This window comes from Shewanella sp. QJM3NY_23 (genome assembly GCF_056173105.1).
On record NZ_CM149657.1, the window covers coordinates 3,171,412 to 3,187,275 of the forward strand.

Here is a 15,864-nt window from a genome sequence, read left to right on the forward strand (position 1 = left end):
TTTACTGAGCGCTAATTTAAGGTAAATTGCCTCGCAATACGATTACGCAGAGTAAAGAGTGATACCCAATGCAAAGATTTTGTTAAATATGTGACACAGATAAAACCCATCTCAACTCATCAGCTTCTAATTATCCCCCTAGGTCTCACTCCCGCCCTTAACCCCTACCAAGCAAGATTCACAATTGTGATTTGCGCAATATGAATATTAGAGTTCCCCTGCGTGAAACTTGAACTAAAACGCCACCAACAATAGAAATACCAGTGAATCATACCAAACTTAACGCAGTAAACAGGCCGTTAAATCCAATTTGTGACGCAATAAGTAGCATATTCACCATTTATCGCTGCAGTCGTTAAAGTGATGCGCTTCATATCGAACATCGCTACCAATCTTTAACATTTCAAGCAGCTACACCCAGTGGTTAATCTTGGAGATAAATGATGATAAAAACAAAAACAACCACACTGGCGCTACTCATTGCTTCGTCAATGATGTTGGCAGCTTGTGGAGATGGAAATGATGGTAAAAACGGTGTTGATGGTGAAAACGGCCAGCCTGGCGTGCCAGGACAACCCGGCGGTAACGGCCTCAATATCGACATGGCTGACGAAGCCATCGCCAATATCAGCAGTGCGCGTTACGAAAATGGCATTATTACCGTCGACTTTAGCCTGGAAAATAGCCAAGGCGTTGGACTAATAGGATTAAATGGCACTAATCCCTTTCACGATTTTCGCTTCTCATTAGCCCAGTTGCAGACCAAAGATGGCACCGAGCTCAAGCAGTGGTTTTCACTTCTCAATGAAACCACCAATGATGCTGGCACCACCTTTGAGCAGGGCTTTGAAAAGATAAACGACTGCCCAGAGTGCTTAACCGATCATCAAGACGGTACTTACACCTATACCTTTAACACTAATCTAACCACGGCTGACGATCCTGCTGGCGTCACCTTCGACCCACAACTGACCCAACGCATCGCCATTGAGATGCAGTTTGAATATGACTCAGGCCATGAGCTGGCAGAGAATGCTCATTTCGATTGGATCCCATCGACCAATGCCAGTGAAGGCATAGAGACCCGCGATCTAGTCACCATGCAAACCTGTTACACCTGCCACCAGCCAGACAGCCTAAAAGCCCATGGTGGCCGTCGACTCGATATGGAAAATTGCCAGTCTTGTCACAATGGTATTGTCACCGATCCTAACGCTATTTCTGTCGAGTTAGGCCATATGGTGCACGCCATCCATATGGGGCCCCACCGTGAAGGTAAAGACAGCGAAGGCAATGTGGTGCCCATGCCCTACACCATCGCAGGTTATGGTGGCGATCACGCCTTTGACTACCCGGCTTTCCCGACTAAACCCTTTATGGATTGCGCCGCCTGTCACGTTGAAGATGACAGCTTAGCCGATAAAGATCTCTGGCTCGCTAATGCCAATGCCAACGCTTGTACCGGTTGTCATACCGACTCTCCTGTGCAGCATAAGTCAGATAAAAACCCAGAGCTGACCTGTACCGATTGTCACAGCGCTGCGGTGCATAACGACCATGCTAAGCCTTACCAAGCGGCAAAAGCCTATGACGCCGTCGTCACTAATGTTGCCATCAGCGTCGCCAATGAAATTAGCTTCGATCTGAAGATAATGGATGAAGCAGGTACGCTTGTCAGCCAAGATGAAGTCTATAAACAGGGTTACAGCAAGCCTTATGTTGTGGTGAGCTGGGATGTTGAGAAAGATTATCCCGATTATGATCAATCTCCCTACAGCCAGCGCCGTATCGACATTAAAGATCCAGCTAAAGCAACTTGGAATAGCGACAACAGTGTTAGCGTTAAGGTCGCGATGAACTTCCCAGCCGATATCGCTTCACGCTCACTAGAAGTACTGCCTGTGCTTAAAGTGTGTTTCGAAGAGAGCAGCACTAACCGTACTAGTTGTGATGCGACCAATGCATATCCTGCCTATGTCCAAACAGAGGCTTATCGCACCATCCTTAACGACACCGCTGCGGTTGTTGCACAGCGCCGCGCGATTATTGATGAGCAAACCTGCTACGACTGTCATAGCTATGAGTTTTACCATGACTCAAATGGCGTCAATTGTATCGCTTGCCACACCAACGATAAGAAACTCGGTGCGGTTGAAGATGCTAATGGCGACGCGCTTGCTTCGGGCGAAATGAAGTCCACCAGCTTTATGTATAAAGCCCATAAAGCACAAGGTCATGATAATGGCCATGGCGGTAGTGGTACCCTACTGAAGACTGACTGCACCACTTGTCATGCTGAAGTCGAAGGTTGGAGTGGTAAAGATTATGGTTTCGAGCTCGGTCGTAATGCAGGCCAAGCCCATGCTGTACCTAGCTTTATTCCAGGTAAAAATAACGATCCCGCGCTAACGCCAGTTGAAACTTGGTATGCTTCATCTGATGCGGCTTCGTGCATTAGTTGTCACCAGAAGTATCTGTCAGATGCCGCTATGGAACACATGAAAAATAACGGCGCCTACTTTGGCCCTGTTAAGCAAGAAGCCAAAGACGCTAAAGAAGCCTGTGCGACTTGTCATAGCCCAGAGAAAATTATGGAGCACCACGGACACCAGCTATAACCACAAGTGATACCCCATTAGGTGCTTGGTGATACCAAGCACCTACACTAACCCTGCAAAGTTAGTCCCTGCAACTGTTTCACCCTGCAAAGTCAAAGGCGCCCTCGGGCGCTTTTTTATTCGCTCAACATTATCAATTTAGCGTCTAGCAGTTGGATAAGCTGTGCGGCTCAACCGTGTTCGAGGCGTTCGGATAACTAATCGAGATCTAAAAAGCATTAGCGTCTAACGAAGTGGATATTGGGACAGAGGCTTGAAGGTCGATGATATTTGCCGATGATATTTGCTTGAGTAGCGGCTGGCTGCATTTTTATTTATTGAAAGTGTTTGAAGGTGTACCTTCATGGCAATCTATCACCTGCAGTGAGCTTATGTGCAAACACTTCTGCGACACGGTGAGTGAAGCGTAGCTTCGCGCTAACGAACGAGAGGCATGGACGCCGAACTGGCTTTTAGACATGGACGTTGTTCAAGCACATCCTTGTGGGCTCTACGAAATCATCCATGATTTCGAAGGCCAAAACCGCGCTTACACCTCCACCTAACGCCTCTTCGATTGGACTTCATTTGATACGACTAGTGAGTTAAAGGCTAACGTACTTTTGCCCCAAAGTTTGGTGGCCTTGAAGTGAAGGTATGGCATTTTTTTACTTTGTTTGGGTAGTGATTGGCGGAGTCTTTTTTGGAACGGGTGTTTGAAGGTGTACCTTCATGGCAATCTATCACCTGCAGTGAGCTTATGTGCAAACACTTCTGCGACACGGTGAGTGAAGCGTAGCTTCGCGCTAACGAACGAGAGGCATGGACGCCGAACTGGCTTTTAGACATGGACGTTGTTCAAGCACATCCTTGTGGGCTCTACGCCAGCATCCCTGCTGGCAAAGGCCGCAGCCGCGTTTACACTTATCTCTAACGCCTCTTCGATTTAGCCGTATTTGATGTGGGTTGCTAGTTCAAAAGCTACCTAGGTTTTGCCCCAAAGTGTGCTGGTCTTGGAATGAAGAACGATGACATTTGTTTGAGTAGCGGCTGGCTGTATTTTCATTTATTGAAAGTGTTTGAAGGTCGAACCTTCACTGTTATTAATCGCCTGTCCGGCGGGGAATGTGCAAGCGCTCTTTTGGCTCGCTGTGAATATATCCCTATACGCTCCACGGCGGCATCCATGCCGCCAAGGGCCAAAACCGCGCTTACACCTATCTCTAACGCTTCTTCGATTGGACTTCATTTGATACGACCAGTGAGTTAAAGGCTAAGAAGCTTTTGCCCCATTTCAAGTTAGAAGACGTTTGTGGTGGAAGTTAATAAATGCCTTGATCCAATACAGATAGGTTTTTTCCATTCTAATACTGTAACCACGCATACGCATTTTTTCTTGTACACCGATTAGAAATGGGCTTTTTAGACTCATGATAACCTCACTCTTGACGCTGTGTTTTTATACAGTGTTATTTGAGGTTCACGGATATCAAGGAAAATGGTGAAATAATGTTGCGCGTTTTTCCAGATGGTATATTTGGCAAAATGCTGATAAGTTCATTACATCCAGATAGTTAGCGGTGCGCTTTTTCACTGGCGCAACGAGGTAAACGCGCATGCGCACTAATAAAATGCTACATGCCCAGTCATAAAACGGAGAAATAAATGGAAGAAGTGACACTTACAATAGATATGTTTTGGCTGGTTATCGTTGTATCGGCGCTCGGACTGCTAGTTGTAGGGGCAGTAGTGTTCTTTGCTTGGAAAGCATTCTCAGATGATTCTAGAGGGTTTGTGAATTACGAGCGTTATCTGGACTTCTTGAGCACACACAAAATTAGATCTAATTTGCCCGTCTATATCAACGAAGCATACTCTGACTATCTTCAAAAGAGAAACGAATTTTGGTCTACATATGGGCAGGTTGTTGTTGCAATATTTATTGTGATAATTCTCGCAATTCTTATGCTTACGAAAACTATTACTGCTGAAGCGGGTCTTCCGATTTTGTCGGCTGTTTCTGGTTTTGCTATAGCCAAAGGCATAAACTCATCAAGAAATTCGCCTGCTAACCCAAATGACCAGAATTTCGGGTAAGCATGTAACAAGTAAAGGCAGCGGACGCTGAAAGCGCCACTGCTTTAAGCGTTATCCCATAGAAATTTTTTCCGAAACTGACAGGTTAGAGTTAAGGCTTTAACTCGAAAATGTCCAAAAACAACTTAACTTTTGATTGTCCGAATGACACGAGTAAGGTTAAATCGAAGAGATTAAGAACTCGGTGTAGGTGCGGCTGAGGCCTTCGATTTCAGGGATGAAATCGCAGAGCGCCCAAGGATGGGTTTACAGCGGTGCCGAGGAAGTACCTGCACGAAAGGCATGCTGCAGGCAATTGGCTGCCATGAAGGTTAACGCTACCATCAATCAATAAAAACTAACTCGACTAAATGTTACAAGCCCAAAAAAGCCAACACCTTGATTCGAAGGCCAACACACTTTTGTCCAAAAACAATTTAGCTTTTAACGGTTCTGTGGATACCAATTACGGCTAAATCGAAGAGAGTGAGAAGTCGGTGTATCTGCACTTAAGGCCTGCGGCAGGCAATTGATACACCATGCAGCCATGGTTCAAAATCCCCCCTCTAAACACCTAAAACGGGTAGAAGCGATGCTTCACTCACCGAGTCGAGGAAGTACCGGCACAGGCAATGGATAACAGTGAAGACACGAGCTTCAAACACAGGTAATTGATACTCCATCAAGCACAGCTTCGCTGCCAGCGAAGTGCCACCTTAGTCTTCGCTGTCTTGCTCCCCACCTATTGGCGTCATGCCATCGGGTAACTGGCTTTCGGTCACCTCAACGATGGTCGAACGGTTCATGGTGATCTTATAACGCGCATATTGCGGCGGATTACGCCCTTCTCGCAACCTTAAAATAAGGTTGACTTGGTAGCGCCGCTCAACAGAGTCATAACTGACTTGGCCAGCAGATTCTTTATAAATTTTGGCTCTGCCGCGCTCCAAATAACGCGCAAACGGCACCAAACTAAAGTTTACTTGCTCTTGAATGGTCGAGTAACCGGCTAAAAAGTCTTTCTGGGCGATGCGTGAGTATATACCGTAGTGCAAGATCTCCGAATCGACCTTATTTTGGCTATGACGGCGCTTTAATATCTCTTCAATCTGTTCAGGCAAGTCTTTGTACTTAATAAAATCTAGCCAGACTAACTGACGCCCAATGACCGCTTGCGTGGTGGTATCACGCAGAATGCGGCTCCAACGCGGCCGCCCCTTTTGAATAACCCGCCATAAGGCATTGCGAATATCTTCTTTAAAAATTTCACGAAAGCCATAGATCACCGCCAAGGTTAACACCAGTGACAGGGTCAGGCCGTTAAACACACCTTGGGCTTTAATAATCAAGGCCGACACGACCAGCATCACCCCTCCGGTGGCTACGCCGGTGGTGAGTTTCTTTAAGCCCACACCTAAGGTTTTAAGCTCCTCTTTGAGCACAACCCCTTGCTGGATCAAACGTCTTAATAACAACATCTTATTTGAGATGCGGTTAGGATCGTCTTTGGTTTGGGTGGAGTTATACTTTTTGACTTCACGATAGGTCCGCTCATTACGACACAGTGACAACACCTCTTCAGTCAACTCATTGTAATCACTGCTACGCGGCGCATGGGAGATCAGTTGTAATAGGCGCTGTTCACAAAACCACGACAGGTAATTATCGGAGTTTTCGAAATAGTGTTTCCATTTAGGGTCGCTCGGTTCATTACGGCGAAACTTTTTCAGTAGCTGGGCGACAATGTCACTGAGCTCATGCAGTGAGGTGTAAAATTGCTCAACATCTTCCACCTGGGCCAACTCTTTACTGTCGGTCTCAATCGCCACCGCAAACTGGTAAGCAAACAGGTTTAAATAGAGCCTAAACTCTTCGACGGTGCGCTTATTTTGACTAATAAAGCGCCCTTGCACTAAAGGCAGATGTAGACCTGAGGAGTAATAGGAGCGGCGCCCAGCGATGGCCGAGTAATAATATTCTTCTGCATCGAGGCTTTGAGAGTTAATTCCCATCTCTTTGGGTAAAAAGAAATAAAGGTCTAACCGCCTTTGATCACCCACTTTCATCTGGTGGGTAAACTTTATCGACAGTGACTCTTCCTGCTTAACGTAAACCTTAGACACACGACCTCGAAATAGTAAAAATATATCATGAACTTACGGGGTAATATTAGTATAACCCAAGATAGGTTAATGAACTAAGCGACAACCACATACGGTATTACTGGGTTGAAATAACACCACAGCGTAATCGCGATGCGAGTCTAAGTCTAATGATTCAATAGACAGATTATGCATACCTTTACTGTCTAAATTAAACGAGCTGACATAGGAAAGATACTGCATATGTTGCGGACGACTGTCGAGGCGCTCATCTAGGCTTTCTTCTTTGGTATACACCGAAAAATCAAACCGATTAGCCGCTTCATCATAATCGTTAAGTTTGCCCTGCATACGTATGGTACCAGCCGAGGTACCGTCTAGATTAAAATAACGATAATTAATCTGTGCTTGCTGCGCTTTGGCCATAATGTCGACCAACAGATAATGGCGGGCGCCGCCTAAGGGATCGCTACTATCATACAGCTCGGAGCTGCAGCTGAGCATAATACTTTTTGCCGGGTACAGATAGCGGTAACTGATAGTGATGCTTGCCGCGAGCAACAGCAAGATTGTGAGGTTGATGGCCCAAAGTAGTTTTCTATTCACACAAAGACACCTCTGCCAGCCAGGCGTCGGTAAGAAACGCTTTGCTCTGCCTAAAGTCGGTTAATTTAAGGTTGCGCACCACAGACTGACCCAATTTTTCCCCTCTAAGGGTGATATTAAACACCTGCTTATCGTGTGATAGCGATAAAAACACTTTTCTCCAAGGAGTGGATTCGCAATGCTTAATATCGTCAGCCAGCCGCTCAGCTAGCCCTATCAGTAAGGTATTATTGGTTTTTGAGGTAGCAAAACTACTCAGAGTGACTTGCTGGCCTGACTCCAGAGTCAGTGTTTGCTGGGCAAAGGGGGCCGTGGTTTGCGTCTCAAGATTGACCGTACTTAGCCATTGCCCCATAACTAAGACCATAATGAGTGTGACCACTAGCGCGATGAGCATTTTCATCCATGTACTGACATCAATACGCTGCCACTTAAGCCAGTCATAACGAGCGCTTAAACCTCGCTTTTTCGCCGATGGTGAAGCTAGTTTTAGTCGATAACCTTTGCCTTTGACGGTTTCAATCAAATGCTCATCTACGGGCCCCAAAAAAGAGCGCAGCATAAAGATGGCACGGGTTACCGACGAGTCGCTCAGCGGCGGGTGCTCAGCATCCGCCGCGCCCAGTACCTGCTTGGGTACCACTTGATCATGGTGCTCAAGTAAAATACGCAGCACTTGCCACTCAGCCCGTGGCAATTGCCACTGCTCTTGCGTGCCCTGGTGGGTCAATAGCCCTTTTTGAGCATCAAACAGGCAGTCACCTAGTTGCATTAATCACTTTACCCTTCACCTTGCCTCTCCTCACACAGTAGAGGCCGAAAATAAGTATCGACAACCCAGTCATGCACTCTACGCACACTGATTGACTCGACCACTTGCCTGTATTGCCCAACGGCGTCCCGATTGATATTAAGCAAATGTTAATTTAGACAGCAACCCAATTAATCATCAGTTTATTGTCATATAGCATAAGCAATGTGATTCATTATTTCTGTGATCGCCATTATCTCATTGCAATCTATATGGAAGTCATCGCCAAATCGAGAGGTTCACTTGCCGTTACGCGAAGCCTGTCACACTCTTCAGTCAATAAACATTAGGCCCAGCCCTAGCTTCATCTAGCGTAAATTTACATTAATGTTACAAATAAACCATTACAGCTCACACGCTAATCTTCAACCTTAATCGATTCGTGCATACATTAAGACTAAAACCGATTAAGCCTCCTCCCAATATCACACCTTGGACGAGTGGTTCACTATTTTCCACCTCAACAATCTTCATCCATCAGCGATCACACTATTTACAAGATTCTCACGCCAAACTGGCTTCAAGTTCAGCGGGATAGCCAACGCTTCCCCTCAACAATCATTGCAGTAACAACCCACTATTTTACTAATAACGAATGCTATCTAAGTGAGGATATTTTTATGACCATTAATAGACGCCAAGCACTGACCAAAATTATTGGCATCAGCACCGCCGCCGCAGGAGCCACCTTAATGGGCACCTCTGCCTTTGCTGCTACAGATGACCAAGGTAATTTTCATTTAGCCTTAGGGGATAAACTAAAGTACGTCCCACTCGATGCTATGGCGACGGCCAAGCTTGCCTATGAAACAGGTGGCGGATGTATGCACCAAGTGTTTCATTCACTGGTCACCATGTTAGCTAACTCATCCAGTGCCGATGCGGCAAAGTTTGCCACTATCCCAACAGCATTAGCGGCCTATGGTGGAGCGGGTATCGGTGGACAAGGTACTGTGTGCGGCAACATGAATGCCACAGGTATGTTGGTAAACATCTTAGCTGATATCAATGGTCAAAACAGTGCAGTGATTGGCGCGGCCTTTAGGTATTACGAGACGACTGAGTTACCGCTATCGAGCCCAGAATTTATTGCGGGCATCGGCTCAACCGATGAGAAAACGGCAAAAGTCGGTAAATCATCAGTCGCTAACAGTGTGCTATGTCACTCCTCTATCAGCAACTGGTCTAAGGCATCGGGCTTTGCCTTTAGCCAAAAAGGCGAGCGTTGCTACCGTTTGTCAGCCTCTATCGCTTATCACTTAGTTGAGCTACTCAACCGCGCTTATGCGGGAGAAGATCTTGCTTCATTGCCAGAGTCTAAGCCATCGAGCGAGGCACAAGGCTGTCAAAGCTGTCACGGCGTGACCGACACTATGGGCAGCGCAGCCAGTGTTAAAACCGATATGGAGTGCACTACTTGCCATACCGGTCACTTTAATTAAGGGAGGCTGATATGAATGATAAATTAATAACTGGCCTACTGGCGACACTGTTACTATGCGGCGGTTGTGGCAGTGATGATGCAGATACCACAGAGCCACCGATTGTTGTCCCGCCGCCAGTGGCGGACAGTATCGATATTAATGAGGCGGCAGCAATTAACCTCACATTAGCGCAGTTCGATGGCGACAGCGGGGCATTAAGCTTCTCCTTGGCAGATGATAGCGCACAGGCCATCACCAACGTCAAAGACTATCGCATTACCTATTTTGGCTTTCCTGATGATGAATCGCCATCACGTAAGGCTAAAGCATGGAAACGCTGGCACGTTACCCACACCTACGCCTGTGATAGTGCGGCGGCGCAATGTGATGGTGTGTTAGTCGAGTCAGATAAGGGCCAATACAGCTTCGAAGCAATCGGGCTCAATTGGGATGAAAATAGTGCACCCGGTGCGGTGAAACTCTATAAAGTGGCCATTGAAATTAACGGCGCGCTCGCCAGTAACGAGCTAACCTTACAACCTGCTACACCGCCTGCCACCTAACGGTAGGTAGCGTACATAGGGCATAGGCAATGATTGACTATGCCCTTTTTCTCGCTTCATCCAGCTAAGCTGCTCAATAAGAGCGCGTCACCTAAGCCCTAACAAGCAGCCTTCACACAACGACTCCCATAAGCAAGGTTATGCTGAGTGTTAAGTTGTAAGTGTTAAATGCTGACGGAGATGCCACTTCGCCAAAGTGGATAGAGCCGCCCTTAGTCCTTAGCGCATAGTTCATAGTTCATAGTTCATAGTTTACTGTTCATTTCAAATTCGCTTGGCTAGCCAACAAGCGATAACCTGAGTAGATCTGTGAGGAGCAATAGTGTTATGCCTGATCACATAAGAGAAGGATGGTGCAGGTAGGCTTATAATTAATGGTTAATGGTTAATAACTGCTCAGGCTTTGCAACACAGCATCAGTTAGGGGAAAAATATCTTAGCGGTGGGTTCAAATAGCGAATAAATCAGTAGCAGTAACAACACTAACTGAGCTATCAATAACGAATACTGTTTCAGCGACATGCTTTTACCCGGACGCAAGGCCCAAAAACCTGTGGCACGCGTCGATTTACTGTGCAAGATATATCCTTGCCCATCAACGGCTTCAATAAATAGCGCCGACTTACCTAAAAAGAAGCGTACACGCTTAATCGCCGCCTCTAGGCTGGCGAGCGAACGAGCCTGTTCTGGAAGACACGCCAACAGCTGCTCATTTGACAGCACCTTATCTCGATGTTCCACCAAAGTGTTAAGCACAGCGAACTCGGCTGGCGGCATTTTCCAACTGGTATCATTATCCTGATTTGACAGCTGTGCTTGAGCAATATCAAACCAGCACCGACCGATTTGCATAGGCGTGCTCGCATCAAAAACTATAAGTAATTGTACTCACAACCCCACTTAACTGCTGCGATTATAAAGCTATCAGCTAAAGCAATGTTGATTTCCGTGATATCTGCCACAAAATGCTCTTTCACTGTGGAAAAAATGACTCAACACCCGACCTTAAATACCAAAAAAGCGCCTTATCGGCGCTTAAAAAAAACCTCTGCTCTCAATACATTACAACATTAACTTCATCGAGAGCACTGTGGTTTACTTAAACTAAACCCTTACCTCACCCTTTTGTTAAAAAGAGTACAGTAATGTCATATTGGTTTCAGTATCGGTACTCTTTTTATTGTCCAACGGCTCACTGTTATAACGCACGACCACGGCAAATTTCATCGCCAGAGCGCCAGCAATATTGGCAGTGACAGAGGTTTCAGAGCGGCCTTCTAAACTCTCACCGTAATCGGCGGTAAATAGCTGCTTAAACGTTGAGTTATCTGAAATTTCAGTCTCGAAATTCATCACGCCGTGAGCAACCCAGCTTTTCTCGCTGTCATACCCTGCGGCTAAGCGGCTCTCCTCATCGAGGCGCTTATACTGGTAACCAGGACCCACTTCGACAGCAAATAAGGTCTTAGGGTTGTCGATAAACTTATGACCATAACCGACAGAGACGGTTGATTTTGAATCGAAACCGGTAAAAGGGTCTATCTCGTGATTGGCATTGGCAAACATGTAATTGACGTCATCAAACTGATAGTTGCCCTGCACTAAACCGTAGTAACGCTTACCCGTCTCTTCACCGGTATCTTCTTTATACAGCGCCTCTAGCAGGTATTGGTTCTCCCAATTACCAAGCTCATGCTTCATGTCTAGACGCCCTTTTAAAGACGTGGTTTCGGTGTTCCCTGTGGTCACTGTCGCACCTAGCTCAGCATCGGCAGCAAAGGTTCTATCACCCTTAACAAAATCCGCTCCTGCGTGAGCGGCAAATGGTGTTGCTAACAAAATAGCGGTGGCAGTCAGCAGTTTTTTCATCTTCACGTTACCTATGTTATCGAAGTCCCTTAAAATTGGCGCAATATTAACATTCAGCGCACAGAATTGAAAATAAGGCTTGCATCATCTGATTTATCGACTAGCAAATCGCTATCATGACTAGCCTTATGGCGCTCATACTTATTGTTAGGGCATAAAAAAACCACCTTGCGGTGGTTTTTTAAAGACAAACTTAACTTAGTTTATTTTTGGATCTAATTCGCCTGATTGATATGCCTTGTACATAGCTTGTAGTGACTTAGGCTTAATCTTAGAGCCCATGCCCGCACAGCCAAAGGCTTCATAGCGCGTGGTACAGATATCAGCCATGGCTTCCATCGACGCTTTAAGGAATTTACGCGGGTCAAACTCGCTTGGGTTTTCAGCCAAGAACTTACGTACCGCGCCAGTCGATGCCAAACGTAAATCGGTATCAATATTCACTTTACGTACGCCATGCTTGATACCTTCAACGATCTCCTCAAGCGGTACGCCGTAAGTTTCAGGAATAGCACCGCCATACTGGTTGATGATCTCAAGCCACTCTTGCGGCACTGAAGATGAACCGTGCATCACTAAGTGAGTGTTAGGAATACGTGCGTGGATCTCTTTGATGCGATCAATACGTAGCACATCACCGGTAGGTTTGCGGCTGAACTTGTATGCACCATGGCTGGTACCAATCGCGATGGCGAGTGCATCGACGTGGGTATCACGCACAAAACGCGCCGCTTCTTCTGGCGTCGTCAGCAGTTGATCGTGACTAAGTACGCCTTCGGCACCCACACCATCTTCTTCACCGGCCATGCCGGTTTCTAGGCTACCTAAACAACCAATTTCACCTTCAACCGACACACCACAGGCGTGAGCAAAGGCAACGGTTTTACGGGTCACATCGACGTTGTACTCATAGGATGCAGGCGTCTTACCGTCGGCCATCAATGAGCCATCCATCATCACAGATGACATACCAAGCTGAATTGAGCGCTGACAGATATCAGGATCAGTACCGTGATCTTGGTGAATACACACAGGGATATCTGGGTACTGCTCAAGCGCCGCTGCCATCAAGTACTTAAGGAACTGAGGACGGGCGTACTTACGCGCACCTGCCGATGCTTGTACGATAACCGGGCTGTCGGTTGCTTCAGCAGCCTGCATAATGGCACGCATCTGCTCAAGGTTGTTAACGTTAAACGCAGGCACACCGTAGTTATGTTCAGCGGCATGGTCTAGCAGTTGACGTAGGGAAATTAAGGCCATTTTTTTACTCCAATAATAGGGTGTAAGTTAATGTTTTAATGAGTCATTAACTGAGTCACCGAGGTCACTATCGTTTGGACAGATTTTTATACTAACGATGGCAGCCACATCCTGCAGCTGCACATCGTCAGCGGTTTTTTATAATATTAATGATTCGTGTTGCTTGTTCTGTAACCCTTATTCGCCGCGGCTTTCTAACATCGCCACTGCTGGCAGCTCTTTACCTTCGAGAAACTCTAAGAAGGCGCCGCCACCGGTTGAAATATAAGATACTTTATCGGCAATACCGTACTTGTCGACCGCAGCAAGCGTGTCACCACCGCCCGCAATAGAAAAAGCAGACGACTCGGCAATGGCCTGGGCAATTCGCTTAGTGCCTTCGCCAAATTGGTCAAACTCAAATACGCCTACCGGGCCATTCCAGACAATGGTACCGGCATTTTTTAGGATCTCAGCCAGTGCTTCGGCGCTGTCGGGGCCGATATCAAAGATCATGTCATCACTGGTGACCGCATCCACCGCTTTGAGTGTGGCCGTCGCTGTTGGGCTAAACTCGCTAGCCACCACCACATCGGTAGGCACAGGGATATCAGCACCGCGACTTTGTGCATTGGCAACAAGGCGCTTAGCTTCATCGATAAGGTCAGCTTCATACAGCGACTTACCCACTTCGTGACCGGCCGCTGCAATAAAGGTATTGGCAATACCGCCACCCACAACCAGTTGATCAACTATGCCTGATAGGCTTTCAAGCACAGTCAGCTTGGTTGACACTTTAGAGCCACCGACAATCGCCACCAATGGACGCGCAGGGTTGTCCATCGCCTTGCCTAATGCTTCTAACTCTCCCGCTAATAGCGGACCTGCACAGGCGATAGGCGCATAAAGACCGACACCATGGGTAGACGCTTGGGCGCGATGAGCAGTACCAAAAGCATCCATCACATAGACGTCACACAGGGCGGCAAGCTTTTTAGAGAGCGCTGCATCATTTTTCTTTTCGCCAAGGTTAAAGCGCACGTTTTCAAAAACGACCACTTCACCCACGTTAGCTTCGACACCGTCAAGGTAGTCGGTCGCTAGGCGCACAGGGCAATCGAGTGCTTTTGCAAGGTAATCGACCACAGGCTGCAGAGAGAACTCGCTGTTGTACTCGCCTTCTGTTGGACGACCTAGGTGAGACATCACCATGACCGCCGCACCTTTTTCTAATGCCAGCTTGATGGTCGGCAGTGAAGCACGCAAACGCGCATCACTGGTCACCACGCCATTACTGACCGGAACATTTAAATCTTCACGGATCAGCACACGCTTCCCTTGCAGATCCAACGATGACATATTGATAATCGCCATTTTACGTTTCCTTAAGTTCAAAAGTTAAAAGATAAAAGTTAATACAAAACCGGTTCATGCTGAGGATAATTAGGGACACTCCACCTAGATTAACATTCAGCGATTAAGCCTGCTGTAGGCTTATTTACTGCGCCCTTACGGCGTTAATCATCTCTAAACTGGTGTCGAGCATACGGTTGGCAAAGCCCCACTCGTTATCACACCACAATAATAGTTTCACTAAATGGCCATCGCTCACCCGAGTTTGGGTGCCATCGACAATCGATGAGCGCGGATCATGGTTAAAATCACATGACACCAATGGCGCATTAGTATAGCCCACCACCCCTTGATATGAGCCATTAGCCGCTTGCGCCAGCACTTGGTTGACTGTGTCGATATCGACGCGCTTGTCTATGGTCACCGATAAATCGATGGCGGTGACATTGATAGTGGGCACGCGCACCGATATGGCCTCAAACTTATCTTTCATTTTTGGCAAGATGCGCTCGATACCCCGTGCCAGTTTAGTATCGACCGGGATTATCGACTGCCCCGCCGCGCGGGTTCGTCTTAAGTCGTCGTGATAGGCGTCGATCACCTGCTGATCGTTCATCGCCGAATGGATAGTGGTTATCGCACCACTTTTAACCTTAAAGGCTCTATCGAGTACCTCAATAATGGGCACTAGGCAGTTGGTGGTACAAGACGCATTAGAGATGATGGTGTGGTGTGCCTTAAGTGTATCGTGATTAACACCATAAACTATGGTGGCATCGACATCACTCGATGATGGATGGCTAATCAGCACTTGTTTGGCCCCTGCTTGCAGGTGCGTCTCACAGGCTTGCCTATCGATTAAGGCACCAGTGGCCTCATACACTATATCGATATCCAGCTCAGCCCAAGGCAATTGGCTGGCATCGCGTTGATGCAATAACTGAATACGGTCATCACCCACCGTCATAATATTATCGACCAATGACGTCGGGGTTTGAAAGCGACCATGAGTGGTATCATATTGGGTTAAGTGAAGCATGGCTTCAGGTTTAGCCAGTTCATTAATGGCGACAATTTGAATGCGGTCTCGCTTGCCCGACTCGTACAGGGCACGAAGAATTGAACGACCAATACGGCCATATCCATTGATAGCAACTTTGATCATTAAGCGCCTTGACTCCTCACTCTATCCCTGCTCGCATACTGTTGATGCGACAACGG

General features: G+C 47.0%; 12 protein-coding genes and 1 pseudogene. 4 read left to right on the forward strand and 9 right to left on the reverse strand.

The genetic code is table 11. From position 1 onward, the window contains the following. Positions 1 to 440 precede the first annotated feature (440 nt). Complete coding sequence (locus AC0VXX_RS14065) at positions 441 to 2,618, forward strand: OmcA/MtrC family decaheme c-type cytochrome (RefSeq protein ID WP_475514747.1); 2,178 nt, start codon at positions 441 to 443, stop codon at positions 2,616 to 2,618. Positions 2,619 to 3,903: 1,285 nt separating this feature from the next. On the opposite strand, the pseudogene AC0VXX_RS14070 reads toward AC0VXX_RS14065, so the two are convergent. Beyond that, positions 3,904 to 4,029: pseudogene (locus AC0VXX_RS14070) on the reverse strand (phage integrase N-terminal SAM-like domain-containing protein); the annotation flags it as partial. A 233-nt stretch (positions 4,030 to 4,262) separates the two neighbouring features. Between AC0VXX_RS14070 and AC0VXX_RS14075 the strand changes: the two are divergent. Then, on the forward strand, positions 4,263 to 4,694 hold the full coding sequence (locus tag AC0VXX_RS14075; RefSeq protein ID WP_475514748.1) for a hypothetical protein: 432 nt from the start codon (positions 4,263 to 4,265) through the stop codon (positions 4,692 to 4,694). A 695-nt stretch (positions 4,695 to 5,389) separates the two neighbouring features. On the opposite strand, the gene AC0VXX_RS14080 is transcribed toward AC0VXX_RS14075, so the two are convergent. The 3 genes from AC0VXX_RS14080 to AC0VXX_RS14090 form a co-directional block, all read right to left on the reverse strand. Next, the gene (locus tag AC0VXX_RS14080; protein ID WP_475514749.1) at positions 5,390 to 6,796 is read right to left on the reverse strand and encodes a hypothetical protein; all 1,407 of its coding nucleotides are present in this window, start codon (positions 6,794 to 6,796) and stop codon (positions 5,390 to 5,392) included. A 66-nt stretch (positions 6,797 to 6,862) separates the two neighbouring features. Continuing rightward, positions 6,863 to 7,381, reverse strand: coding sequence for a hypothetical protein (locus tag AC0VXX_RS14085; RefSeq protein ID WP_475514750.1), 519 nt, complete (start codon positions 7,379 to 7,381; stop codon positions 6,863 to 6,865). Beyond that, positions 7,374 to 8,153 carry a winged helix-turn-helix domain-containing protein gene (locus tag AC0VXX_RS14090; RefSeq protein WP_475514751.1) on the reverse strand — a complete coding sequence of 260 codons (780 nt, stop codon included), beginning with the start codon at positions 8,151 to 8,153 and terminating at the stop codon, positions 7,374 to 7,376. Before AC0VXX_RS14090 ends, AC0VXX_RS14085 begins: the two co-directional genes overlap by 8 nt. 659 nt (positions 8,154 to 8,812) lie before the next feature. Between AC0VXX_RS14090 and AC0VXX_RS14095 the strand changes: the two genes are divergently transcribed. After that, positions 8,813 to 9,634, forward strand: coding sequence for a cytochrome c3 family protein (locus tag AC0VXX_RS14095; RefSeq protein WP_475514752.1), 822 nt, complete (start codon positions 8,813 to 8,815; stop codon positions 9,632 to 9,634). Between the two features lie 11 nt (positions 9,635 to 9,645). Next, positions 9,646 to 10,179 (forward strand): hypothetical protein, encoded by a 534-nt coding sequence (locus tag AC0VXX_RS14100; RefSeq protein WP_475514753.1) that lies wholly within the window; start codon positions 9,646 to 9,648, stop codon positions 10,177 to 10,179. 420 nt (positions 10,180 to 10,599) lie between these two features. On the opposite strand, the gene AC0VXX_RS14105 is transcribed toward AC0VXX_RS14100, so the two are convergent. The 5 genes from AC0VXX_RS14105 to epd form a co-directional block, all read right to left on the reverse strand. Beyond that, entirely contained in the window at positions 10,600 to 11,031 is a 432-nt protein-coding gene (locus AC0VXX_RS14105; protein ID WP_475514754.1) for a winged helix-turn-helix domain-containing protein, read from the reverse strand. A 276-nt stretch (positions 11,032 to 11,307) separates the two neighbouring features. Next, entirely contained in the window at positions 11,308 to 12,048 is a 741-nt protein-coding gene (locus AC0VXX_RS14110; RefSeq protein ID WP_475514755.1) for a DUF481 domain-containing protein, read from the reverse strand. Positions 12,049 to 12,246: 198 nt separating this feature from the next. Beyond that, the gene (fba, locus tag AC0VXX_RS14115; protein ID WP_110457336.1) at positions 12,247 to 13,311 is read right to left on the reverse strand and encodes a class II fructose-bisphosphate aldolase; all 1,065 of its coding nucleotides are present in this window, start codon (positions 13,309 to 13,311) and stop codon (positions 12,247 to 12,249) included. 177 nt (positions 13,312 to 13,488) lie between these two features. Then, the gene (locus tag AC0VXX_RS14120) at positions 13,489 to 14,664 is read right to left on the reverse strand and encodes a phosphoglycerate kinase (protein WP_475514756.1); all 1,176 of its coding nucleotides are present in this window, start codon (positions 14,662 to 14,664) and stop codon (positions 13,489 to 13,491) included. A gap of 124 nt (positions 14,665 to 14,788) precedes the next feature. Next, positions 14,789 to 15,808 (reverse strand): erythrose-4-phosphate dehydrogenase, encoded by a 1,020-nt coding sequence (gene epd / locus AC0VXX_RS14125; RefSeq protein WP_475514757.1) that lies wholly within the window; start codon positions 15,806 to 15,808, stop codon positions 14,789 to 14,791. Between the last annotated feature and the right edge of the window lie 56 nt (positions 15,809 to 15,864).